Below are 21,704 nucleotides of genomic sequence, written 5' to 3'. Positions count from 1 at the left end.
GTTCCGACCTGCACGAATGGCGTAACGACTTCCCCGCTGTCTCCAGCATAGACTCAGTGAAATTGAATTCCCCGTGAAGATGCGGGGTTCCTGCGGTTAGACGGAAAGACCCCGTGCACCTTTACTATAGCTTTACATTGGCATTCGTAGTGGCATGTGTAGGATAGGTGGTAGGCTTTGAAGCCAGGGCGCCAGCCTTGGTGGAGCCACCCTTGAAATACCACCCTTATCTCTATGGATGTCTAACCGCGGCCCGTTATCCGGGTCCGGGACAATGTATGGTGGGTAGTTTGACTGGGGCGGTCGCCTCCTAAAGAGTAACGGAGGCGCGCGATGGTGGGCTCAGACCGGTCGGAAATCGGTCGTCGAGTGCAATGGCATAAGCCCGCCTGACTGCGAGACTGACAAGTCGAGCAGAGACGAAAGTCGGTCATAGTGATCCGGTGGTCCCGTGTGGAAGGGCCATCGCTCAACGGATAAAAGGTACGCCGGGGATAACAGGCTGATGACCCCCAAGAGTCCATATCGACGGGGTTGTTTGGCACCTCGATGTCGACTCATCGCATCCTGGGGCTGGAGCAGGTCCCAAGGGTATGGCTGTTCGCCATTTAAAGCGGTACGTGAGTTGGGTTCAGAACGTCGTGAGACAGTTCGGTCCCTATCTGCCGTGGGTGTAGGAATATTGAAAGGATCTGTCCCTAGTACGAGAGGACCGGGATGGACGGATCTCTGGTGGACCTGTTGTGGCGCCAGCCGCATAGCAGGGTAGCTATATCCGGACGGGATAACCGCTGAAGGCATCTAAGCGGGAAACCCACCTTAAAACGAGTATTCCCTGAGAACCGTGGAAGACGACCACGTTGATAGGCCGGGTGTGGAAGTGCGGCAACGCATGAAGCTTACCGGTACTAATAGTTCGATAGGCTTGATCGTTCTCATTCCTTATGTTCATCGCAGTGCGATCCCAAAGGGATCGTCACGAAAAACGACAAAAGCACAAAAACAGCTTCTCGATTAACATGCGCTTTGCCGACCTGGTGGTTATGGCGGAGCGGCTGCACCCGATCCCATTCCGAACTCGGCCGTGAAACGCTCCAGCGCTGATGGTACTTCGTCTCAAGACGCGGGAGAGTAAGTCGCTGCCAGGTCTGCCAAGCGCATGTTAAATCTTCTCGATACAAAAGGCCCGCCAACGGGTAGACGGGCCGCGTAAGCGGCCCTTTCCTTTGGCAAAAGCCAGACAAAAAGACATTTTGCCCGTGGCAAAAGTCGGAAAGCGTTGAAAAAGGACGTTTTGCCTGTCGCAAAATGTCCGGTGGCGCGGGGTGGAGCAGCCCGGTAGCTCGTCAGGCTCATAACCTGAAGGTCACAGGTTCAAATCCTGTCCCCGCAACCATTGATAACGACACTCCCGTGAGCTCTGCTCCGGGAGTGTTTTTGTTTGCAGTCCCAACAGCCTGCCGCTTGGTCCAGTTCAGGATCGTGCCCAGGTCCCCATACAGCGTAGCTTCGATCTCGCCGCGCTTGGCGCCAGGTGTCAGAACGATCTTCTCGATCAACGATCGCAGCGCCGTCGCGGCCTGCGGCCGATCGTCCGGATGATTGAGCGCCTCGGTCAGATGCGCGACCTTCCGCGCATAGAGTGACGATATGCTCGGCAGCAGGTCCGGCTTGTCTTGAGGAGCTGCGGCAAGCACGTTCGTGAGTTCGGCCTTGCGCGCCTCGAGGGCGTCCATCTCGGCCTTCATGCTCTCGTGAAACATGCCGGCCTTGATCGCCTCGATGATGCTGCGGATCTGCTTGTCGACCTTCACCAGTTCTGCGTTCCAGCCATCGGCATTGGCGCGGCGCTCGCGGTTGAGACGGTTGGTCTCCTCGGCGTAGGCCCTCATCGCAACCGCGGCTGCCTCCGGCGCCATCATCCTGTTCTTCAGGCCGGCTAGCACCCGCTGTTCCAGCTCGCTCCGCGCTATGGTGCGCTTGTTCGGGCATGAGCCATTGCTGGTGTGGCTAGAGCAGGCGAAGCGGTCGACGCTCCGCAAGGAATAGGGGCCCTCGCAGCACCCGCAAAAGACAAGCCCCGACAGCAGTGACTTCGGCCGGCGGGCACTGCTCAGCCGGTTGCGCATGTGGTGCGCGCGGACCGCCGCGGTCAGGTTGACGGACCTGTCGGCGATCTCGCTCTGGCGCGCCTTGACCGCTTGCCACAGTTCGTCGCCCACGATGCGCAACTCGGCCACGTCGGTGACGATCCATTCGCTCTCCGGATTGAGCCGGGAGACGCGCTTGCCGGTTGCGGGATCCTTCACATAGCGCTGGCGGTTCCACATCAGTCGACCGACATAGAGTTCGTTGTTGATGATGCCTGTGCCGCGCCTGACATGGCCGCGGATCGTGGTGTCGTTCCACAGCTTGCCGGCAGGTCCTGATATGCCCTGGTCATTGAGGTTCTTGGCGATCGCGCGCGGACTTATGCCTGTGGCAAAGTCCCGGAAGATGCGGCGGACGACCTCGGCCTGATCAGTGTCGATCTCGCGGTCGCCCTTGAGCTGGTCGCCGCGCTCGTCGACATGCCTGACGACACGATAGCCGTAACACAGCCCGCCGCCGGACTTGCCGAGTTCGACGCGGCCGCGCAATCCGCGCCGGGTCCTCATGGCGAGATCCCCGAGAAACAAGGCGTTCATCGTGCCCTTGAGGCCGACATGCAGTTCGGAGATCGCGCCCTCTGCGAGAGTGACGATCGGCACGCCGGCGAACTTCAAATGTTTGTAGAGTGTTGCGATGTCGGCCTGGTCGCGAGAAATGCGGTCAAGGGCCTCGGCCAGCACCAACTGGAACAACCCGCATTGGGCGTCGCGGACCAGTTTCTGGATGCCGGGCCGCAGGATCTGGCTTGCTCCGGAGATGCCGGCATCGTGGTAGGTGCCGGCGATCTCCCAGCCTTCGCGCGCCGCATGTTCGCGGCAAAGCCGGAACTGGTCCTCGATCGAGGCTGCCCGCTGCTGGTCGGATGAGTAGCGGGCATAAAGTGCTACGCGCATGGTCATGAACAATGCTCTCGGTCTAGCTGGTGTCGGAGTTGCCGTCGCCGGCTCTTTCGCCCGGTGGTTCTGCCTTGGCCGCGTGAGAGTTGGGGGCGGCATTGGCGTCCGTTGTGTTTGCAAAGCGCTCTCTTGCCATGCCGCGGCCGATCAGCCAGGCGAGAGCCAGGATCGCCGGATGGCTTCTGGGCCTTTCGGGGTGCTCGCTCGGGGAGGGCGCGTCGGCGGCCGTCACGTTGTCTTCTGCCACAGGCTTCCTCGCTTCGTGGTGTCGAAGCGGGGATGAAGCTGCCAGATATGCTGGCCGGGAAGGGGGAAAATGCAGCCGTAGCAACGTGGCGCGCAATAACCTGCATTCGGCGCCCTCTCCTAAGCAGACGCAGGATGCCGACTGCCGCGACGCTGGAAGCGCCGATCAAGGCCTTGGCGCCAACCCGCCTTGACCTTGACCGGCTCCGCCGTGAAGCCACATGCAATGAAGCCACCCGGCGAATTGTCCGGCAGGGCAGGGGAGAGGCAAGTCTCACCGTTTACCGTCCGGGAAAAACGCATGCGGTGTTAGCTGGTGCCCGATCCGCATCAGGTCCTCGCGCGCCGAGCGGATTTGCGGCCAGGGAAAGGCCGAACGATCTTCCCAGTCCGCGCCGTTGCGCAACACCGCATCGAGCTTGCCCACGACGCCTGCAAGCGAGTTGGCGGGCGTCCCGGAAAGCGCCTCCAGCAGCTCCGCGACCCTTGCAAAGCCTGCCTGCTCAGCCCTTAGGCCCTCGAAATAGCCGATCTCCGTCGCAACCACCTCGAAATGTGCTTGTCGCGCGTCGAGTTCAGCTTCGGCCTTGGCGCGGATAGCCGCCATGTCCGTTCGGTCGCCGACAATCCTGTCTAGCGCTGCCTTCGAGCAAACGATGGCCTCCTCGCCGTCAGGGCTGCTCACAACCGTCCACAGCCCATCCACTCGCTCGGCAAGTGCTGCCTCGAGCTTCTGCTGCCGATCACAGAGCCACATTGCCCGCACATATGCCGCTTCCCAATCCCGCCATACTGCCATCGCCGGGTCTTTGGGATCGGGTACTATGTCAGAAGCTGCTGTCGCGCGGGCCAGAGCATTCCCGCCAAATGCCCACCCACCGCTGACAACAAACAACCCGCCAAGCGCCAGCCGCCGCGTGACGCACCCAAAACTCATGCTATGGTCGGAATCAGCCATGATCCGAGCTCCTGAACAGCTTAGGTTATGGTCAGGCCGAGCCGCGGTTGAACACCCTTGGCGGCCGCTAAGGTATTAAATCGTATCAGGGTTACGATAATGGCAATTGGCCTGAAGATCAACAAAATTCGTATCTGCGTTACGAAATGAATGCAATTCAATGCAAAATGGCGCGCGTCGCGCTGGGGTGGGGAACGCGAGACCTTGCTCGAAACGCGGAGGTATCGCCTGATACGATCGCCCGTCTTGAACGGGGCGAACAGCTAAAGAGTTCGACGATCGACGCAATTCAGCTAGCGTTCGAGACCGCCGGCATCGAGTTCATTCCGGCAAATGGTGGCGGCCCAGGCGTACGGCTGGCTCGAAACTCAGAACCGAAGCGCAGTTAAAGCCCGGATGGGAGGGTTCCTATTTTTAGGCGTTGCTCCGCGCCAACACTAAGACCATTTTCTCACCCACCTGTCATTCATAGCGATGAGCAGCATAAGTCCGACTCTGCCCTCCGAAGGCATGGTACCCGCCCACCAACTTGCCTTAGGTTTACAAGTTTTCGGGCAGGGAGTGCGGGGAGCTTTACGCTATGGGGCACACGCGGCAGGCTCCTGTCCCCGGTCCCTTGCCCATAGGTCTACTTTCGCTAAAACGTAGCGCTTCCTATTCCGATCTGGCACCGATGAGGCAAACGACGGCTACCACCAAGATAGCAACCCAAACCGTCGCGGACCACGCCATTACGTCGCCATTGAGCATTTCTGGAGCACTCCTTCACTGTCCGCCGGAAAGCCAGTATCCACCAAATGGTCCTAGCCATCTTCATGCCGGGATCAAACGCTTTTCCAGGCTTTCCGTGCAACTAAGATGGCGATTTTTCCTCGTGCTTATTGTTCGGAAGCACTATGGAAGCACAAGAGATCGTACCAGTTTCGACGCCGCCTCTGTGGAAAGAGCCATCGATGTCCGCTCCAGGATGACGCGCTGCTTGCGCCTTCCGGCTAACGAGGCACGAGATTCTGCCACGCCGACGCGAGTAGTGTGGCGTTCATATGTGGCTTGTCTCCGCGGAACTGACAGGTCGAGATGACAAAGTCGATTAGATATCTCGGGTGGTGGCCGGCAGGTGTGGCGCCCTTTGACAAATAATGTTCGGTGAAAAACTTCTCAAAGATTGTCAGATCGAACTCAATCCCCCGCCTTTTGCAAACGTCAACAAAGATCGAATGATAATCCGCTGCAGTTGGAGTTGGAATCTCGATTTTGTAATAAAGCCGGCGCAGCGCTCCTGCATCTGCAAGATTCTTCGGTTCAATATTGGTCGAGAAAATGACCAATTGGTCGAATGGTACAGAGAACTTCCTTCCAGTGTTCAGTGTAAGCTGATCGAACCCTCGCTCCAGCGGGACAATCCAACGGTTGAGAACAGCTTGCGGATCAGTACGCTGACGTCCGAAATCGTCGACAACGAAGACGCCTCCGGTTGCCTTGAAATGCACCGGTGCTTCATAAACGCGCGATGCGGCGTCGAACGCCAGATCGAGCATATCTAAAGTGAGTTCGCCGCCGGTAATGACTAAGGGCCGTCTGCACAATTGCCATCGTTGATCGTAAGTTGGCTTGGAAGTGCTTCGATCCTGCGTCTCGACTGGCGTATGAACCGCCGAATCGAAGAAATTGATGATCTGCCCGCCCACGATAAACGAATAGGGCAAGTAGACAGCATCCCTGAACGCCTTCCCTACTGCCTCTGCGATGCTGGTTTTCCCGTTTCCGGGTTCGCCATACAGAAGGATCGACCGTGCCGAATTGACTGCTGGTCCGATCGTGTCAACGAGGCTCTCGGGCAGAACCAGATGAGAAAGGGCAGCTATGATGGCATCACGCGAGAGACGCTCCATACCGATGGATTGCTGGTGGATTTGTGCCACGAATTCTTCGAGGGTAACCGGCGCCGGCCCGACATATTGTGACTGAGCCATCGCATCGAGTGCATAGTCGTGACCTCGACCGCCCAAAGCGTAGCGCACCTCGCCGCGCATGTCCGTTCCGGTTAGTCCTTTGGCTTCTATGATCTGGAGGCGCTGAAGCTCCTTCACAAGAGCGCTCACAATGGCGACCGGAAGGCACATTTCCCGCGCCATTGCGCTCGCCGTCATTGTGCCGTTGATGCGAAGGGTTTTTGCTAGAAGTTTGAGCAGGATTTCCTGCTCAAGACCGGTTTCTTGGACTGTGGAAGGAATTTTTGGAGCGCGGAAGGCCCCCTGAAATCCGAACTGATGTGCTGTTTCGGTCATGCAGGCGACCCCTAAATTCTCTTAAACATGTCAATCCGAGCAGCAAAAATCAAATCGGGCCGCCTATGGCAAATTTGCAACAAGCTCGCGCAATCTCAACGCTAGGGAACAACGCCATTACGAATTCCTTCATTAGCATCGGCATATATGGCAATAACATATCTTATTTAGCCTGAGGAGGCCGCATTGGCCAAAGTCCTTCCGGTCATCTGCTTGGCGGTCTGTGCAGTGGTTGCTGGCTGTCAGTCGAACGTCAAGTCGGCTGGCGGCGCGGAGGATATGTCAAGTTTTGGCGACAGTGCCGACTCCGTGAATGACCTGTCAGACGCATCATTTTATCCTACGGACGAACTGGTGCAGAAGGGAAAAGTCCAGTTCAAGGAGCGTAATTTCGGCAAGTCCTACGCCTTGTTCAAGAAGGCTGTCGAGGTTTATCCCAAAGACCCGCAGGCGTGGCTCGGCTATGCTGCGTCGGCAGATCACTTGGGGCGCTTTGACAATGCAGACCTTGCGTATGCAAAACTTGAGAAAATGATCCCCAACAGGCCAGAGTTTTTGAACAACCGCGGTTACTCTTATCTGCTGCGTGGCGATCTACCTCGGGCGCGGCGATACTTTGTCAAAGCCTATGAAATCGATCCTTCGAATGAAACTACAGCCAATAATCTGGAACTGATGCGAAACAGCGCATCGCTTGCAGAACGCGGTTAAAGCGGAGCGATGGTGAGCTCGACGGCGGCAGCGGAGACATTGGCACTGCCGGACGCTCGCGCCCAAAAATCTGCCATGCTTGAACTCAGCCTGATCCGGCTCCGTCGCGCCACATGGGTCCTCTCAGTGTTTTCCTCGATTCTGCTGTTGCTGACTGCCGTGTCCATGATCGTTGCGTTCCAAATGTGGGGCATGGTCTCCGAAACCAGGGAACTCGCCGAAAAGCTCGGAAATCTCGGTGGCTTTGAAAAGCGCGTCGTCGACCGCCTCGACAGTTTCAACGTTGGCGTCCAGTCGCTCATCGACAGAACGAACGGCCGGTTGGAAGAAATCCGGGCCGAAGCCGAGAGGGCTGCGAAGCTGTCCCAGGAATCGGCGCAACGGATCGGAATAGCCACTGACCAGCTTGAAATGCGCATGAATTCTTTTGCCTTGCAGTCGGACGACGGCGAGGCGATCGATTTTGGGCCGGCCGAGCAGCCGGTTACCCGAAGTGCCCCTGGTCGGAACGCGACGGCGGCGGCACTGCTTGCCGGACAGCCGGATGCGACGCAAGGCAACCCGGCGCCGCAGGCGTCGCAATCGTTCCGACGGACAACCAACGCCGATGGAAGCGTTACCTACGAGAAGGTCAGGTAGCGGGGTCCAGCACGCTTCGACGCGTCCGAATTGGCTGCGGTCATGGATTAATGATCCCTTAGCTTTAAGGCTCTACGAATGCCCTAATCCTTGGGTGCGGAAGGGGCTGTTTGATGCGCAAGATGTCCGACGTCGCCAATTGGTTGCCCGCACTCGTTTTTGTTTTGATGGCAATGTTTCTTGCCATGCGCATGGCGGTTGGCGCGTTTCCGGCGAGCGAATGGACCTGGCGGCTATATTTGGCTCTCGCGCCATTCGGCCGCGAGATCGGACTTTTCTTTCCGGCCAGCTTTGCGGGCGGAATGGCGTCGGTTGTGCTTGCGCTCGTGCTCGCCACCGCCGCCGCCGCCAAGCCAATCCCGGCCCGCAGGGCCCGATTTCTGACGCATCACGCAGCGCTTGTTCTGCTGATCGTGGCGCTCAGAGATGAGGGCGTCTTCGCGGCCTCATCCGACGGAGCAATCGTTGGACATCTCGGATTTTTGCCCGATCTGAACAGCATGTCCCCGTTCTTCGTTGTGCTCCTGCTGGGCGTAGTGTGGGCCTGCGCTTCGACGCACAAAGCCATATTTTGGGCGATGATCCATCCGGTCCGCACGCTGGATTAAGGCCGTCAGGCTTTGCGGGGCGAACTTCAGCCTTGCTCGACAGTGGCCGGCGCATATCTTGGCGGTCCAAGCGCCAGCCGCGCCAACGAACCCGCCAATCTCCAGAATGCGAGCGCTAGCACCACGCCGGCAATTCCGTCGACGGCATAATGCCAACCAAGCTGTATGGACCCGATGAGTACCAAAAACGCGAAAGCCAGACCGGCGGATCTTGCCACTCTGCCCTGGTGCCGGAGAGCACAATAGAGCAGGACAGCGAATACGACGTGCAGGCTTGGCATGGCGGAGATGCCGGAAATCGCCCCCTCGTTGCTGGTGTAGGCCGCCCAAAGGGCATCCTGCGCTAGCAGCGCCCAGATCATGCCGGTCTGCTCGTTGGCAAGTCTCAGACTGCTCATCAGCGGATCAAAGGTGTGATCGCCGATCAGCCTTTCAAGGAAACACGGTCCGGCGGAGGAAAAGAAAATGGCCAGGAAATTCCCAGCCACGACCCAAGCAAGAAACATCGCGAACATATACTGCATGCGCAAGTGGTTATCCCGCATGAATGCGCACCAGACGATGGCGGAAACGACAAGGATCAGCCAAAGATTGTAGAAGAAGTTCAGGCCGACAAGGGCAGGAATGCTGCCGAAAAGCAGGCTCGTCCATTGATAGGCGTCATAGCCGCCGAACAGAAGGCGGTCCGCCGCCACGAACTGCAGATCCCATGAGAATGCATTGACCGTCGGGATCGACGATTTGATGGTTGCAAAAGTCCTGATGGTCAAAATGGAAATGATCAGGACGTGCGGCACGTGGATGTAACGGTCATGGGCGATCAAAGCCTCCCGAAGCGCACCGATTAGGGCGCGCGTGGGGTTCTGCCTGCCTTCGCGCAGAAGGCGAACGACCACGACCAGCATGTAGGACAGGCTGAGATTGACAATAAGGTGCGTGGCAACGCGCATGTAGAAGCGGCCGGCCTGGTAATATGGCACCAGGTAGCCAAGTTGGATCATCAGCCACATGATGCCTATATGGCCAACCATGCCGACATAGAGCCAGCGGTATTGCCGGGACACCACAAAGAACCGTGACAACCAGGGGTTCATGCGTGTCTTCGCCTATCGGTCTCTATCATGGCGGACTGTGCTGCAGCGGCCGGGCGCGCCAACATCCCCGCGGCGGCCCACAGCACAATGACCACGGCCCATCCCACATAGGCGTCGATGGCATAGTGCCATCCAAGGTGCACCGAGCCGACGAAAACCAGCAATGCGTGGACAGCTAAAAGCCAGGCCAGCTTCCTGCTCAGGTTCCAGGCAGCGAGCACATTGAGCAGCGCGACTGCGTTGTGCAGGCTTGGCATCGCGGAAATGCCTAATGGTTCTGTCTTGCCGAGATAGCCTTGCCATAACAAGTCCTGTGTCCAGAGTGCAGGCAGGGGTACCAGGTCCACATGAATGGCGCGCAGATAATCCATCAGCGGCGCGTAGGGGTTCGGTACGATCCCTAGCGGGCTAAAATAACACGGGCCCGCCGATGCGAACGTTTTGGCGAGCACACTGCCACAAACAATCCAGGTGAGAATGAACCCTAGCAGATAACGTTTGCGTATCGGGCACGCTGCTTCCGCGAAGAGGAAGTAAAGCGCCATCATCCACATCACCAGAAGCCAGAGCTGGTAGTTGGCGTTCAGGATGATGGTGACGGGCCAGTAACCAGCGACCGGCTGCAGCCACTCCCAAGGTAGCTTTCCCAGATGAATGATGCGGTCGATCTCGGTCAGTCGCTGGTCCCAACCGATCGATGCAAAATCTCTCAATTGGGCCTTCATGGTCCAGAACGCCCCGCAGACGAGTGACAGGATAAGCAGAATGGCTATGCCTCGCCCGATTGTTTCGAGGTTTCGCGAAACGGTCTTGGCTTCCGAAAACATGGTAACGATGGGTCGGTGAGGACGCGCGACGTGGACATAATAGATGAAGCGCAACACGGTTGCCGCTACCAACCAGAACAGGAAGATGCCGGCAATCGACTTGGCCAGATGGAGAAGCATCGGGCCACTGCCAACGCCGAGGTAAAGCCAGACGGCACCGAAATAAAGTAACGCCACGGTCGCAGGCAGTTTCAATTCATTTAGAACGAAGCCGATTGACCCTGCGGCGCTCAAGACGGCTGTATGCTGGGTGTCAGCGTTCGACATCAGCCACCATAGCGTCGCTCATAGTCCGATCCTGCAAATCCTGTCGCTGCCATAGGTCTCATCCCAGTGCGGCGGTGGCGTACCTGTCCCATGCCGACACGAACAAGGCGCCAACCAGAATGACCGCGTAAGGGACCTTTCCGGTCCGCCGAATTTCATTGAGACGCATGCCGGGAATGGTAGCACCCAATCCGGCGGGGAGTGGCAGCTTCAGCGCAAGCAGTGCGACCACAGCCAAGGCAGCGAGCCAGATCGCAAACGGCAGCAGGGCCGTCCACCCAAGAAATAGGCCAATCGGGAACATCAGCTTGGCATCGCCTGCACCGAGCAACTTCAACTGCCACAGCACAAAGCCAATCGCCATCAGCAGGAACGCCGTGGCGAGGGACCAGACAACATCTACGCCGAACCGCAGCGTTTCCCCGGATGCGAGAACCACGCCAGCGAAGATGACATAACAGGCAACCAGAACGAGGATGGTGCGGTTGGGTATCTTCCAGGTCATGAAGTCGACCCAGGCTGCCCGGCTGAAAGTGGCGGCAGAAACAAGTAGCGTTATGACGACGATAGCTGTCATCTGTCAAGCATCGCCAAAACTTACGAAAATATTCATAGCGCTATCCCGCTTGATAAATAAGGTGAGTTGGCATTAGATGACGTGTGGTTTCGTCGCTGTTGCTTATAAAGTATTAATCGCAATAGCTGCTTGAGTCGCAAGTTTTCATCGAATTGTCTCATCGGTCGCCCTATTGTGATCCAATAATCAATCCTTATGTTCTGACTCTGCTTGGCCACCAAATGGAATTTTTCTACATGTTAACCTTATTAGTTAGTTTACATTATCATATAAGGCCCTCCTAATTGACCAGACCCTAATTAACAGATTATTAATAACGACATCGGTGGGGCGATTTTCGATGTCACGCCGAGTGTAGATCAGGGTGTTCACAAAGTGTTCAAGGGGAGTGCGTCATGAAAAAGGCATTGGAAAGTGTGCGGGCGTTCGTCGCGGACGAAGACGGGATCGCGCTGACAGAATATCTGGTTCTTCTCGGGCTGATCGTCGCCGCCGTGGTCGTCGCGGTAGGTGCCGCTGGGTCGAGCCTGGCGGGTGCTTGGGAGCGCTGGGGCACCTGGTGGGATGGTCTTGAGCCGGAGCCGCTGCCGGCCTAACGTCGAACAGAGTTGCATGCGGGCGACTGGGTCAGACCCGGTCGCCCATATCATGGGGGGTGGGCAATGAAATCTTCAACCATCGTAAGCCTGCTGGTGTCGGTCTTCCTGGCCGTTGCTGCAGTATTCGCGGTGCAGGCCTATCTCAAATCTCAGACACAATCGCTGGCCGCCAATCGACCTGCGCCGGGACCAAAGGGTATGATCGTGGTAGCCGCGCAGCCGATGCGCTTCGGCCAACTGGTGGAGCCGGCGGCTCTGAAGGAGATCGAATGGCCCGCGGGCTCGGTGCCGCAGGGCGCGTTCAAGTCGATCGCCGAAATCATGGGCGATAGCACGCAGTCTCGATATGTGATGACGGGAATTGAAGCTTCCGAGCCGATCCTTGCGTCAAAGATCACCGGTCCTGGTCAGCGTGCGACGCTTTCCGCGACCTTGAGCGCGGGGATGAAGGCCGTATCTATCCGAGTCAACGATGTGCTTGGTGTCGCTGGTTTTGTGCTGCCGGGCGACAGGGTAGACATCATGCTCACCCGTCAGCTCGACGCTGAGGGTGACGCAAAACGCAACGGCACAACGGATGTTTTGTTGCAAGGGGTCAAAGTGCTGGCGGTCGATCAGTCGGCCGACGATCGCGCGGACAGGCCCGAGATCGTCAAGACGGTGACATTGGAGGTATCGACGGTCGAGGCACAGAAGCTCACCCTGGCAGCGACGGTCGGCACACTTTCACTGACGCTGCGCAACGTCGCCTCTGCGGAAGTGGAAAATGTCGCCTCGGTCGATCTGTCGGACCTCAGTAGCGGTGCACCTGCCGAGGCACTTATGCAGGAAAAAGAACAGGCCCGCCTGGACAGCATCGAGAAGTTTGTGCGCACCGTCGATGAAAAGGTGGATGCGCGCGTCGAACAGTTAAAGAGCGAGTTGAACAAACCCGCTCCCGCTGCAACTGTTGCGCCCGTGCCACGTGCGCCCTCAACCGTCGGCGTCGGCGTTTACAGGGGTGCAGAAAGAACGGAATATCAAGTAATGGCTGTTAAGTGAGGAACATTGTAACTGCAGCCTTGGGGGGTTTGCGTGATTTGCTCGGCTAACAAGGGAAGGCGGATCAAGCGGCGTTTCGCAGTGGCGGCAATTCTGGCCAGTGCGCTGACCGGTGAAGTGATTTGGCCTGATCGGGCGATGGCACAGGATCTGCGACTATCCCTCGGAGCCGGAACAGTATCACGCGCCCAGGTGCGCCCCGGCATGACCCTGACTGTCCAGACCAATATTCCCTACGCCGATCTTGTCATTGGCAAGACAAGCGTGGCGGATGTGGTGCCCTTGTCTGACCGGTCGTTCTATATTCAGGGCAACGCCCCCGGCATCACCAATATCTCCCTTTTCAACGAAGACAAGAAGCTGCTTGGCATCGTCGACGTGCGGGTGCGCCAGGATTTCAGCGACGTCAACGCCGCCGTTCGCGCGGCAGTACCAGGCGCCGATATCAAGGTTCTGAACCGCAACGAGAAGATCGTCCTTTCCGGCATGGTCGCCAATGCGTCGCAACAGGCAGCCGCGATTGCCGCCGCGCAACAATTCGCCGAAAAGGATGGGCAGGTCATCAGTTCGCTGGGGGTCACCGAGAACCAGCAGGTGGCGCTCCAGGTGCGCGTCATCGAGGCCTCGCGAAGCGTTGGCCGCGATTTGGGTGTCAAGGTCCGGGCGAAGGGCGGCACTTCGCTTTTCGGGTCGGGAACAGGTCTGTCGGTCAACGCTGAGGATGGTCAGGCACAGACGTTCCTCAGCGACGCCGATTCCGGCCAGCGTCTGGCGTCCACAAACACGCCGTTCGGTACACTAGTCGCCCAGGTGCTGGAAGGTGCTGGCGTCAAGGTCGATGTCATCATCGACGCGCTTGAAAAGAAGGGCCTGGCGCGGCGCCTGGCTCAACCCAACCTTACGACGATCAGCGGTGAGCCGGCGAGTTTCACCGTTGGCGGCGAAGTGCCGATCCCGTCCAGCTTGGGCGACAACGGGACGGTCGGCTATGTCTACAAGGACTACGGCGTCCGCCTCAATTTCCTGCCGACCGTTCTCGGGCACGGCAAGATCAACGTGCGGTTGGAGTCGGAGGTCAGCGAAATCGACCGATCCCTGGTCGTCAACGGCTTCCCGGCATTTTCCACCCGCAAGGCTTCATCGGTTCTGGAGTTGCGCGACGGCCAGAGTTTCGCCATGGCCGGCATGCTTCAGTCGGTCAATGAACGCGACGTTCAGCAACTTCCCTGGCTTGGACAAATCCCGATCCTCGGCGCCCTTTTCCGCTCGACCAGTTTTCAAAAGCGCGAGACGGACCTCGTAATCGTGGTCACACCTTATCTCGTTCGACCCACGTCGCCCGGTGAGGCGTTGCGCACACCGCTGGACAATACGCGCCCGTCCAACGACGCCGAGCTTTTCGCCTTCGGCATGCTGGAAGTGGACAAAGACATGATCCGCAAATTCCGCGATGGCGTGGGTGCCAAGGGGGCCTATGGCCATCGTATTGATCTTGATTTCCCGGATGGCGCCGTTGTCAAAAAGTAAGATCATCCTACTCGTGTTCACTATCAGTCTCGGTGGTTGCGCCGACTATATGAACAATCGTGACTCGGTCACGCTGGGTCTGGGCGACGCGCCTGAGGCAAATCTGGCCATCCAGACGGTTGACCCATTTCCGCAGCATTCTCGGAACACGAGGATAGAACCGGACGCAGGCAAGGTGAATGAGGCCTATCGGCGCTATCAGGAGCCTTGCGACAAGGACGTTGCGCCTTGCCGCGCCCCGCCGGGGCCGCGGGTCGTTATCAACAATAATGCTATGCCGGGCGCGCAAGGCCCGGCGACTGCACCGACCGGGTACTAGCGAGGGTACGAGGCCGGGTTGTTTTAGAAATGGGAGTATCAGAAACGGTGTGAGTGTGCGGCCTCACTGACCAGGGCTTGGGACAAGACACCATGGGGAGTTTAGTCAGTGTTGAGCTGGCCGGCCGTCTGAGGCGCCGGGCCTTGAAGATTGGGTTTTCGCGCGATGACAGCGGCTATGCCGTAGTTCTGACGCTTGTAGCCCTACCGCTGATCGTCGGCGTGGCCGCTTTTGTGATTGACGCTTCGCGCGTAACGAACCTTCATACCGACCTTCAGGATGCCGCCGACGCGATGGCGCTGGCCGGTGCGCGCGAACTTGACGGGCGCGACGATGCGATCCCGCGTGCCAAGGCAGCAATCCAGGCAATGATCGGCAATCAGGCCTGGTTCGGCAACGGCGGCGACGGCATGAGCATGGGCGATCGCATTGACGTCAGCTACAACGCCGCGACCGGTGCGGGGAACGTCACCGTCCAGTTCATGGAAGGCATTCCGGCCTTCGACGATCAGGCCATCAACGGCAATTGCATCGACCGCAGAGGCCGTGATGTCTCGTGCAACGTCGAGGCGGACTACGGATCGGTAGACGAGCAGTCGAACCATGCCAAATATGTTCGGGTTATCGCCAACGACTTCAATGTCCGCACGATGTTCACCCTGCCCGGGCTCGGCCGCGACGAAGTGCCCGTCCAGGCGGAGGCGGTGGCGACATACCGGTCATCGGCCTGCGAACTGACGCCGATCTTCATCTGCAACCCGTTCGAGGGAAGCGGCAATCCAGACTTTCATCAGAACTTCAAGGACGGCAACCTTTATGCACGGCAGATAACCATGACGTTGCGGGGCAGCACGACCGCCGGTCCCGGCAATTTCGGTTATCTTGCCGTGGGTGGCAGCGGCGCCAGCGTGTTGCGTGGGGCGCTCGCCACCAACAATCCTGGCATTTGCTATGACCCCGACGAAATCCTGACCGAGCCAGGCGGCAATATCGGTCCGGCCGAACAAGGACTGGGGACACGCTTCGGCATTTACGCTGGCCCGATGAGCAGCAATGCCAGCGACCCAAACTTCAGACCGGACCGCAATGTGCGCATGGGGCAGGATTACAAGGCCAATGGCACTCCGCAAAGCTGCTCATCCTATCAGCCGGAAATCAATCCGATGGACGCCATGCCCTTCCCGCAGGGGACATCCACGACGAATCTGAGCGGTGGCGGCAACATTTCGAACGGTACCTGGGATCTCAATCGCTATTGGCAGGTTTCACACGGCGGCCTGACCTCGCCGCCCAGCGCCGGCACGCCGGCGCCGGCAGCGCCAAGTGCCGTTGTTGACTATCGGCCAAGCCTGCCGTCAACCGCTACTGCGGCCATTACGCATCCTTCCCGCTACGATGTCTATCAGTACGAATTGTCAAACAACCGGGTTAATGATCGTGCTCCCGGCGGCGAGCGCGGCAGCCCATCTCCCCAGTGCTACAGCGGCTACAATCCAGCGGACTATGCAGGTGAAAGGCGCGTGATCGTCGCGGCTATTGTCAATTGCATCGAGCATCAGGCCGAACTTAACGGTCGCAAAAATCTGGAAGCCGAAGCCTACACGCGCTTGTTCCTCACCAAACCGATGGTGACGGCAGGCAGCAACAAATACATCTCGCTCGAGGTGATCGATGTCACCGGCAAGGGAGGAATGGGCACGGTCGAAGATCATCTGCGTGAGGAGGCGGAGTTGGTCCGATGAACCCCATCGCAAACCTTCGCGACTTTCTAAGCGACGAGCAGGGTGTCGCGATGACCGAGGCGATCATCGCGGTACCGTTCCTGACCTTCCTGGCCATCAGTGTGCTGGAATTCGGCTCGGTCCTTTGGCAGCGTGAGCAGATCGAAACCGGGATGCGCGATGCTGCGCGCTATATGGCACGTTGCCGCCATTCCGCCGACAGCTGTCAAAATGTGGCGCGCAACCTAGCCTACTACGGCAGCGCTGCGGCGACGACGCGGCTGCGCGTCCGCGACTGGAACGCGGACAATTCGCCAATCACTTTCACCGAATCGGTATCCGGCTCAAGCACGATCATTTCAGCTACAACGACGCACCAATTGTCAGGCTCGCCGCTCTTCAGCGCACTCGGCATCGGCAACATTACAGTGAACGCCAACCACAACCAGCGCAAGATCGGATGGTAGTTGTCATGCTGCGGAGATTTTTCCGATCAAAGTCGGGCGTGGCGCTGACGGAAGGGCTGATCGTCTTTCCTATTGTGGTTCTGGCCATCAGTCTGTGTGTCGAATTCGGCTACATGATGTATCAATGGAACCTTGCAGCGAAAGCCATGCAGCTCGGCGTCCGGAAACTGGTCGTATCTGAACCGGCGACGCCTGACTTCAACACGGTCTTCGCGTTCGATGACACGCAGTCGGGGCAGCTGATCGATGCAGATGCGGGCGTACAGTCGGCCTGCGGCGCAGGGACCGGCATAGCTTGCGATGCGACCATGATGACCAGGCTCATCAGTGGCAACCTAACGGGAGGCCAGAGATGGCCCGGACTCGCCAATTATTTTCCTGGCATCACAGCTGGTCAGATACGCATCATCTATGAGCTCAGCGGGTTGGGTTATCAGGGACGCCCAGGGGGGCCCGTCGTAACCGTACGCATGGAGATCGCCCGCGATGCCATCGACTTTCCGGTGATCGGACGGCTCCTTGAAAGCATTGGCATCGGCTTCCCTCCCTTCACCGTCACCGCAACATCAGAAGACCTCCGCAGCTGCCCCGGCCCCTGCAGTTAGACTGGATATTTGATGAACGTGAACCTGAGCACTACCAGTCGTTCCCGGATACTGATCTGTTCGCAAGACAGGGATGCGGTCAGGACGATGGACAACATCATCTCGTCCCTGGCGGCCTTTGACACGACCGTCGTTTCTCTCGACGCTTTGGTGCAGAATAAGACGTTCGACGCCGACAGTTTTGACGCCGTAATTATCGATCTTGGCAATGGTGTCGCGCTCGACAATCCACGTCTTGCCGAAGTTCGCGGGCGCTTCGGCAAGGTGCCAGTCATTTTTGTCTCGGACGAGCTGACCCCGGAGCGGATGCGCCAACTCATCAAACTGGATGGTACCGACTGGTTGCCAAAGCCGCTTCAGCCGCGGTTGCTGATCGACACGGTCAATACGGTCACGCAACGCCTGAAGGCTAATGCCAACAACGTCTACGCCGTCTTGCCTTGTGGCGGCGGGGCCGGGGCGACCAGCGTCGCCATTATGCTGGCTTATTATCTCAGCCGTGCGCGCAAGCGCAGCCAACCGACGGTCGCGCTGTTCGATCTGGATTTTTCGTCGGCCTCGACTTCCGCCTATCTCAACACCGATAGCGGTTACGACCTGACCGACGTTCTGGGCAAGCCGGAGCGCATCGATCTCGAATTCATCGACATCATCAAACGGAAGCATCAGAGCGGTTTTTCGCTTTTTTCCTTTGCCAGCCCGGCGCTGATGACCAATCCGGACGCTGCGGAGCTGGTGTTGCGCATGCTCGATATCGTTACTTTTCAGCACGACCACACTGTAGTCGACCTGGCCTCGTGCGAGACCCTCTGGAGTGACAACGTGCTGGCGGCCGTCAACTCTGCTGTGATTGTTACGACAAACTCGGTCCCGGCAGTTCGTCGTGCGAAGGAAACATTGAAGCGAGTGTCGGAAATCCGCGGCAGCGGAAAAGGCATCAGCTTGGCCATCAACAAGGTTCGAGGCGGATGGTTCTCGGCCGGGATCAAACAAAAGGACGTTCAGCGGCTTTTTGGCGATGCTCCGGTGACGATCTTGCCGGACGAGCCTGATATGATGACGGAAGCGCTGAATCGGGGCGTGCTGCCGCTAGAGGTGGACGCGCGCTCGCGGTTTTGCTCCAAGGTGCAGGTTCTTGCCGACGCAATGGCGCTGGTTGCCGGATCGGCGCGATGATGGACGACCACGTTGTTTCGCGCCGGAACTTTCTGATTGCAGGGGCCGCTGGTGCCTGGGCGTTGACGATCGACTCTTCTCTAGCCGAAGCGGCGAAAGTCCCTCGCAGCCACGGGCCGGCGACGCGCCGGCTCGTTAGCGCTGTCACCGGAGAAAGACCAGGAACGATTCTGATCTTTAATTCGGCGCGGACGCTGGATGTCGTGCGCAACGCCGATACGGTCGCACGATACACGATTGGCATTGGCCGAGAGGGGTTTACCTGGACGGGCTCGGTGACGGTCGGGCAAAAAGCTGAATGGCCGCAGTGGCGGCCCCCTGCCGAAATGCGTCAGCGACAATCCGAATTGCCCGACCTGGTGCCGCCGGGACCACTCAACCCGCTCGGCGCACGCGCGCTCTACCTCTACAAAAACGGCAACGACACACTTTTCCGGATCCATGGGACCAACGATGCCGCAACCATAGGCGGGTACGTCACTTCTGGCTGCTTCAGGATGACGAACGCTGACATCCTGGAACTCTATTCGAAAACGCCTGTCGGTACGCGCGTGATCGTTAGCGATTGATGCGGCAGTGGGACATTGAGCAATGAGCGAGAACACATTCAGCCGTTTCTTCCGGCCAAACGCAAAGAGGAATACAAGCGAGGATCTTGAGGTACTGTTCAGGGCGGCGGTGCCTGAGCCTGCGAGCGACGGCGGAACCGGCCCTATGGCAGATGCAAGGGCCGGGCATGCCAACGACGTAATCAAACGCGAAATGGTGGAGCAGCGGGTAGCGCTGCATCGCTTCCTGCTGGACCGGATCAATCTCAGTGTCCTCGACACCATGGCTGGCGAGGAACTCATCGAGGAGATTAGACCGCTGGTGCGCGACTATGTGCGTGACCGCAATCTGCCGATGAGTGCCCGCGAACTGGATATCCTGATTGTTGACACTACCAATGAGATGCTTGGTCTCGGGCCACTCGAGCCTCTGCTGAAGGACGACACGATCGCAGACGTCCTGGTCAACAGCTACAATCAGGTGTTCATCGAGCGCGCCGGCGTACTTGAGGAAACGGACATCCAGTTCAAGGATGAAGACCACCTCATGCGTATTATCGTCAAGATCGTCTCGGCAGTCGGTCGCCGCGTCGACGAGTCCTCACCGCTGGTAGACGCGCGCCTTGCCGACGGATCGCGTGTCAATGTCGCCATCAGGCCGGTAACAATCGATGGCCCGATGGTTTCTATCCGAAAATTCTCGAAACGGCCCTTTACACTGGAGCGCCTCGTAGCAGGAAACTCGATGGCGGAGGGGATGAAGATATTGCTGACCGCTGCCGTCAAGGGACGCAAATCGATAATCGTGTCCGGCGGAACTGGTTCGGGCAAGACGACGATGCTTAATGCGCTTTCTTCGCAGATTTCGGACAAGGAGCGCCTCATTACAATCGAAGACGCGGCTGAACTGCAACTCCAGCAACGGCATGTTTGCCGTCTTGAGACGAAACCGCCGACGCTGGATGGGCGCAACGAAATCAGGCAGCGCGAACTCCTTAGAAATGCACTGCGGATGCGCCCCGACCGTATCATCATCGGCGAGGTGCGCAGCGAGGAAGCCTTCGATATGCTCCAAGCTATGAATACCGGTCATGAAGGGTCGATGTGCACGATCCACGCGAATACTCCGCGTGATGCCATGTCACGCTTGGAACAAATGATCGGCATGGCAGGGATGCCGATGTCGCAGCTTAGTATTCGCCAGCAGATTGCATCCGCTGTCGACCTGGTCGTTCAAGTAGCACGTATGCATGACGGCTCGCGCAAGCTGGTCTCGGTTTCCGAGATTACAGGCATGGAAAATGACGTCATCCAGATGCAGGAGCTGATGGCCTTCAAGAAGGTTGGAGTCGATGAGAACGGGAATCTGCGCGGCCAGTTCGTGGCCACTGGAATTAGGCCGCGCTTCCTCGAACAAATCGCAGACCTAGGGCTGCACGTTCCCGACGAGATCTTCGATCCCAGTAAGAGGCTCAATTGACGTCATGCAGACAACGCTCATCTACCTAGCGGTCTTTCTTGCGGTTCTGGTCTTGGCAGACACTTTCCAGCGTGCGACGCGCAACGCGCTGGAGCGGAAGAAATTCGTCAACTACCGCCTGAGCCTCATTGAGCGCGACGTTGACCGTAAGGTTGTCTATCGCCAAATGCTGAAGGAGCGCGGTATCGGCAGCCGGCAGCAGCAGGCCTCACTTGAATCGCTGCGACGTTATATTGCGCAGTCAGGAATTCGATATGAGGGCGTGAGGTCTATGGCTTATCTAATCGCACTGACACTGGTGCTTTTTACGATCTGGAACTTCATCGGTTTCTCAACGCTGCCGAGCATCATTTTTACAGTGCCTACCGCCATTTTCGTCGTAGCGGCCTTCATCGCGCGCAAGCGTTCCAAGCGGATCAAGAAGTTTCTTGTGCAGTTTCCGGACGCGCTCGAGGTGATTGTGCGAAGCCTCGCAGCAGGACACCCCTTGCCAGTGTCGATCTCGCTTGTGGCGCGTGAAATGCCAGATCCGATCGGGTCGGAGTTTGGGATTCTGACGGATGAATTGACATACGGAACCGATGTAGACACCGGCACGCGCAACATGGCCACGCGCGTAGGTGCCGAGGAATTGAACCTCCTGGCAATCTCCCTTACGGTTCAGCGTGGCGCGGGCGGGAACCTGGCTGAGATTCTTACAAATCTGGCTGATATGGTCCGCAAGCGGGTGATGATGAAAGCAAAGATCAAGGCCATCTCGGCTGAAGGTCGCATGACTTCGTGGTTCATGCTGTGTTTTCCGTTCGTTCTCTACGGCATCATCAACTTTCTGCAGCCAAAATACTTCCAACCGGTCTGGGAAAGCGGTAATGGCCCGATTTTTTTGACTGCCGGTGGCGTCATGATGGTCATTGGGATGCTGATCCTGCGTAAGATCGTAAACTTCGACTACTAGGCGA

22 protein-coding genes, 1 tRNA gene and 2 rRNA genes (1 of these 25 only partly in view) are annotated in these 21,704 nt (G+C 58.1%); 18 read left to right on the top strand and 7 right to left on the bottom strand.

Annotated features, from left to right (window positions below; all coding sequences use genetic code 11):
* From H5P29_RS03685 to H5P29_RS03675, 3 genes are all read left to right on the top strand, one after another.
* A 23S ribosomal RNA gene (locus H5P29_RS03685) occupies positions 1 to 933 on the top strand; it begins 1,879 nt to the left of the window's first position.
* Positions 934 to 1,033: 100 nt separating this feature from the next.
* Positions 1,034 to 1,148, top strand: a 5S ribosomal RNA gene (gene rrf, locus H5P29_RS03680).
* A gap of 171 nt (positions 1,149 to 1,319) precedes the next feature.
* Positions 1,320 to 1,396 (top strand) — tRNA-Met (locus H5P29_RS03675).
* Here H5P29_RS03675 and H5P29_RS03670 read toward each other — a convergent pair.
* The 3 genes from H5P29_RS03670 to H5P29_RS03660 form a co-directional block, all read right to left on the bottom strand.
* Positions 1,353 to 3,044: a recombinase family protein gene (locus H5P29_RS03670; RefSeq protein ID WP_210252537.1), complete on the bottom strand. Its 1,692-nt coding sequence runs from the start codon at positions 3,042 to 3,044 to the stop codon at positions 1,353 to 1,355. The two genes, H5P29_RS03675 and H5P29_RS03670, sit on opposite strands and share 44 nt — an antisense overlap.
* A gap of 22 nt (positions 3,045 to 3,066) precedes the next feature.
* Entirely contained in the window at positions 3,067 to 3,294 is a 228-nt protein-coding gene (locus H5P29_RS03665) for a hypothetical protein (protein ID WP_154387210.1), read from the bottom strand.
* A gap of 273 nt (positions 3,295 to 3,567) precedes the next feature.
* On the bottom strand, positions 3,568 to 4,251 hold the full coding sequence (locus tag H5P29_RS03660; protein ID WP_154387209.1) for a hypothetical protein: 684 nt from the start codon (positions 4,249 to 4,251) through the stop codon (positions 3,568 to 3,570).
* Positions 4,252 to 4,397: 146 nt separating this feature from the next.
* On the opposite strand from H5P29_RS03660, the gene H5P29_RS32420 reads away from it, so the two are divergent.
* Entirely contained in the window at positions 4,398 to 4,640 is a 243-nt protein-coding gene (locus tag H5P29_RS32420; RefSeq protein WP_246670906.1) for a helix-turn-helix transcriptional regulator, read from the top strand.
* Between the two features lie 603 nt (positions 4,641 to 5,243).
* On the opposite strand, the gene H5P29_RS03655 is transcribed toward H5P29_RS32420, so the two are convergent.
* Entirely contained in the window at positions 5,244 to 6,539 is a 1,296-nt protein-coding gene (locus H5P29_RS03655; protein ID WP_154387208.1) for an AAA family ATPase, read from the bottom strand.
* Between the two features lie 186 nt (positions 6,540 to 6,725).
* On the opposite strand from H5P29_RS03655, the gene H5P29_RS03650 reads away from it, so the two are divergent.
* The 3 genes from H5P29_RS03650 to H5P29_RS03640 all read left to right on the top strand — a co-directional run bounded on the left by H5P29_RS03650 (position 6,726) and on the right by H5P29_RS03640 (position 8,497).
* On the top strand, positions 6,726 to 7,250 hold the full coding sequence (locus H5P29_RS03650; RefSeq protein WP_246765194.1) for a tetratricopeptide repeat protein: 525 nt from the start codon (positions 6,726 to 6,728) through the stop codon (positions 7,248 to 7,250).
* Positions 7,251 to 7,325: 75 nt separating this feature from the next.
* Positions 7,326 to 7,889, top strand: a complete 564-nt coding sequence (locus H5P29_RS03645; RefSeq protein WP_154387207.1) for a hypothetical protein — start codon at positions 7,326 to 7,328, stop codon at positions 7,887 to 7,889.
* A 113-nt stretch (positions 7,890 to 8,002) separates the two neighbouring features.
* Complete coding sequence (locus H5P29_RS03640) at positions 8,003 to 8,497, top strand: hypothetical protein (protein ID WP_154387206.1); 495 nt, start codon at positions 8,003 to 8,005, stop codon at positions 8,495 to 8,497.
* Between the two features lie 26 nt (positions 8,498 to 8,523).
* Here the strand turns inward: H5P29_RS03640 and H5P29_RS03635 are convergent, their stop codons facing one another.
* From H5P29_RS03635 to H5P29_RS03625, 3 genes are read right to left on the bottom strand one after another with little or no spacing between them, the layout of a single operon-like run.
* Positions 8,524 to 9,591, bottom strand: coding sequence for a phosphatase PAP2 family protein (locus H5P29_RS03635; protein WP_154387205.1), 1,068 nt, complete (start codon positions 9,589 to 9,591; stop codon positions 8,524 to 8,526).
* Positions 9,588 to 10,685 carry a phosphatase PAP2 family protein gene (locus tag H5P29_RS03630; RefSeq protein ID WP_154387204.1) on the bottom strand — a complete coding sequence of 366 codons (1,098 nt, stop codon included), beginning with the start codon at positions 10,683 to 10,685 and terminating at the stop codon, positions 9,588 to 9,590. Before H5P29_RS03630 ends, H5P29_RS03635 begins: the two co-directional genes overlap by 4 nt.
* A 58-nt stretch (positions 10,686 to 10,743) precedes the next feature.
* Entirely contained in the window at positions 10,744 to 11,262 is a 519-nt protein-coding gene (locus tag H5P29_RS03625) for a prepilin peptidase (protein WP_154387203.1), read from the bottom strand.
* 395 nt (positions 11,263 to 11,657) lie between these two features.
* On the opposite strand from H5P29_RS03625, the gene H5P29_RS03620 reads away from it, so the two are divergent.
* The 11 genes from H5P29_RS03620 (at position 11,658) to H5P29_RS03570 (ending at position 21,700) form a co-directional block, all read left to right on the top strand.
* Entirely contained in the window at positions 11,658 to 11,858 is a 201-nt protein-coding gene (locus H5P29_RS03620) for a hypothetical protein (RefSeq protein WP_154387202.1), read from the top strand.
* A 66-nt stretch (positions 11,859 to 11,924) separates the two neighbouring features.
* Positions 11,925 to 12,902 carry a Flp pilus assembly protein CpaB gene (gene cpaB / locus H5P29_RS03615; protein ID WP_154387201.1) on the top strand — a complete coding sequence of 326 codons (978 nt, stop codon included), beginning with the start codon at positions 11,925 to 11,927 and terminating at the stop codon, positions 12,900 to 12,902.
* An 81-nt stretch (positions 12,903 to 12,983) separates the two neighbouring features.
* Complete coding sequence (locus H5P29_RS03610; protein ID WP_246765195.1) at positions 12,984 to 14,429, top strand: type II and III secretion system protein family protein; 1,446 nt, start codon at positions 12,984 to 12,986, stop codon at positions 14,427 to 14,429.
* Positions 14,377 to 14,748, top strand: a complete 372-nt coding sequence (locus H5P29_RS03605) for a pilus assembly protein (RefSeq protein WP_154387199.1) — start codon at positions 14,377 to 14,379, stop codon at positions 14,746 to 14,748. The genes H5P29_RS03610 and H5P29_RS03605 overlap by 53 nt, the downstream gene beginning before the upstream one ends.
* Positions 14,749 to 14,891: 143 nt before the next feature.
* Positions 14,892 to 16,490 (top strand): pilus assembly protein TadG-related protein, encoded by a 1,599-nt coding sequence (locus H5P29_RS03600; RefSeq protein WP_246670905.1) that lies wholly within the window; start codon positions 14,892 to 14,894, stop codon positions 16,488 to 16,490.
* Positions 16,487 to 16,936 (top strand): TadE/TadG family type IV pilus assembly protein, encoded by a 450-nt coding sequence (locus H5P29_RS03595; RefSeq protein ID WP_154387198.1) that lies wholly within the window; start codon positions 16,487 to 16,489, stop codon positions 16,934 to 16,936. The genes H5P29_RS03600 and H5P29_RS03595 overlap by 4 nt, the downstream gene beginning before the upstream one ends.
* A complete protein-coding gene (locus tag H5P29_RS03590; RefSeq protein ID WP_154387197.1) occupies positions 16,930 to 17,541 on the top strand; it encodes a TadE/TadG family type IV pilus assembly protein in 612 nt (203 codons plus the stop codon). The genes H5P29_RS03595 and H5P29_RS03590 overlap by 7 nt, the downstream gene beginning before the upstream one ends.
* 12 nt (positions 17,542 to 17,553) lie before the next feature.
* Entirely contained in the window at positions 17,554 to 18,717 is a 1,164-nt protein-coding gene (locus H5P29_RS03585) for a pilus assembly protein (protein ID WP_185910242.1), read from the top strand.
* Positions 18,714 to 19,286, top strand: a complete 573-nt coding sequence (locus H5P29_RS03580) for a L,D-transpeptidase (protein ID WP_246670904.1) — start codon at positions 18,714 to 18,716, stop codon at positions 19,284 to 19,286. Before H5P29_RS03585 ends, H5P29_RS03580 begins: the two co-directional genes overlap by 4 nt.
* 22 nt (positions 19,287 to 19,308) lie before the next feature.
* Positions 19,309 to 20,745, top strand: a complete 1,437-nt coding sequence (locus H5P29_RS03575; RefSeq protein ID WP_246670903.1) for a CpaF family protein — start codon at positions 19,309 to 19,311, stop codon at positions 20,743 to 20,745.
* Between the two features lie 4 nt (positions 20,746 to 20,749).
* Positions 20,750 to 21,700 (top strand): type II secretion system F family protein, encoded by a 951-nt coding sequence (locus tag H5P29_RS03570; RefSeq protein ID WP_154387195.1) that lies wholly within the window; start codon positions 20,750 to 20,752, stop codon positions 21,698 to 21,700.
* Positions 21,701 to 21,704 lie beyond the last annotated feature (4 nt).

The sequence above is a fragment of the Aminobacter sp. MDW-2 genome, assembly GCF_014250155.1.
Classification (GTDB): domain Bacteria; phylum Pseudomonadota; class Alphaproteobacteria; order Rhizobiales; family Rhizobiaceae; genus Aminobacter; species Aminobacter ciceronei.
The sequence above is the reverse complement of the archived record's forward strand: the minus strand, read 5'-3'. Positions and strand labels throughout refer to the sequence as shown.

Coding starts and splice junctions, on each gene's coding strand:
- H5P29_RS03670 (WP_210252537.1), bottom strand. CDS start 3,044: ATGCGCGTAGCACTTTATGCCCGCTACTCATCCGACCAGCAGCGGGCA.
- H5P29_RS03660 (WP_154387209.1), bottom strand. CDS start 4,251: ATGGCTGATTCCGACCATAGCATGAGTTTTGGGTGCGTCACGCGGCGG.
- H5P29_RS32420 (WP_246670906.1), top strand. CDS start 4,398: ATGAATGCAATTCAATGCAAAATGGCGCGCGTCGCGCTGGGGTGGGGA.
- H5P29_RS03655 (WP_154387208.1), bottom strand. CDS start 6,539: ATGACCGAAACAGCACATCAGTTCGGATTTCAGGGGGCCTTCCGCGCT.
- H5P29_RS03645 (WP_154387207.1), top strand. CDS start 7,326: ATGCTTGAACTCAGCCTGATCCGGCTCCGTCGCGCCACATGGGTCCTC.
- H5P29_RS03640 (WP_154387206.1), top strand. CDS start 8,003: ATGCGCAAGATGTCCGACGTCGCCAATTGGTTGCCCGCACTCGTTTTT.
- H5P29_RS03635 (WP_154387205.1), bottom strand. CDS start 9,591: ATGAACCCCTGGTTGTCACGGTTCTTTGTGGTGTCCCGGCAATACCGC.
- H5P29_RS03630 (WP_154387204.1), bottom strand. CDS start 10,685: ATGTCGAACGCTGACACCCAGCATACAGCCGTCTTGAGCGCCGCAGGG.
- H5P29_RS03625 (WP_154387203.1), bottom strand. CDS start 11,262: ATGACAGCTATCGTCGTCATAACGCTACTTGTTTCTGCCGCCACTTTC.
- H5P29_RS03620 (WP_154387202.1), top strand. CDS start 11,658: ATGAAAAAGGCATTGGAAAGTGTGCGGGCGTTCGTCGCGGACGAAGAC.
- cpaB (WP_154387201.1), top strand. CDS start 11,925: ATGAAATCTTCAACCATCGTAAGCCTGCTGGTGTCGGTCTTCCTGGCC.
- H5P29_RS03605 (WP_154387199.1), top strand. CDS start 14,377: ATGGCCATCGTATTGATCTTGATTTCCCGGATGGCGCCGTTGTCAAAA.
- H5P29_RS03595 (WP_154387198.1), top strand. CDS start 16,487: ATGAACCCCATCGCAAACCTTCGCGACTTTCTAAGCGACGAGCAGGGT.
- H5P29_RS03590 (WP_154387197.1), top strand. CDS start 16,930: ATGGTAGTTGTCATGCTGCGGAGATTTTTCCGATCAAAGTCGGGCGTG.
- H5P29_RS03585 (WP_185910242.1), top strand. CDS start 17,554: ATGAACGTGAACCTGAGCACTACCAGTCGTTCCCGGATACTGATCTGT.
- H5P29_RS03580 (WP_246670904.1), top strand. CDS start 18,714: ATGATGGACGACCACGTTGTTTCGCGCCGGAACTTTCTGATTGCAGGG.
- H5P29_RS03575 (WP_246670903.1), top strand. CDS start 19,309: ATGAGCGAGAACACATTCAGCCGTTTCTTCCGGCCAAACGCAAAGAGG.
- H5P29_RS03570 (WP_154387195.1), top strand. CDS start 20,750: ATGCAGACAACGCTCATCTACCTAGCGGTCTTTCTTGCGGTTCTGGTC.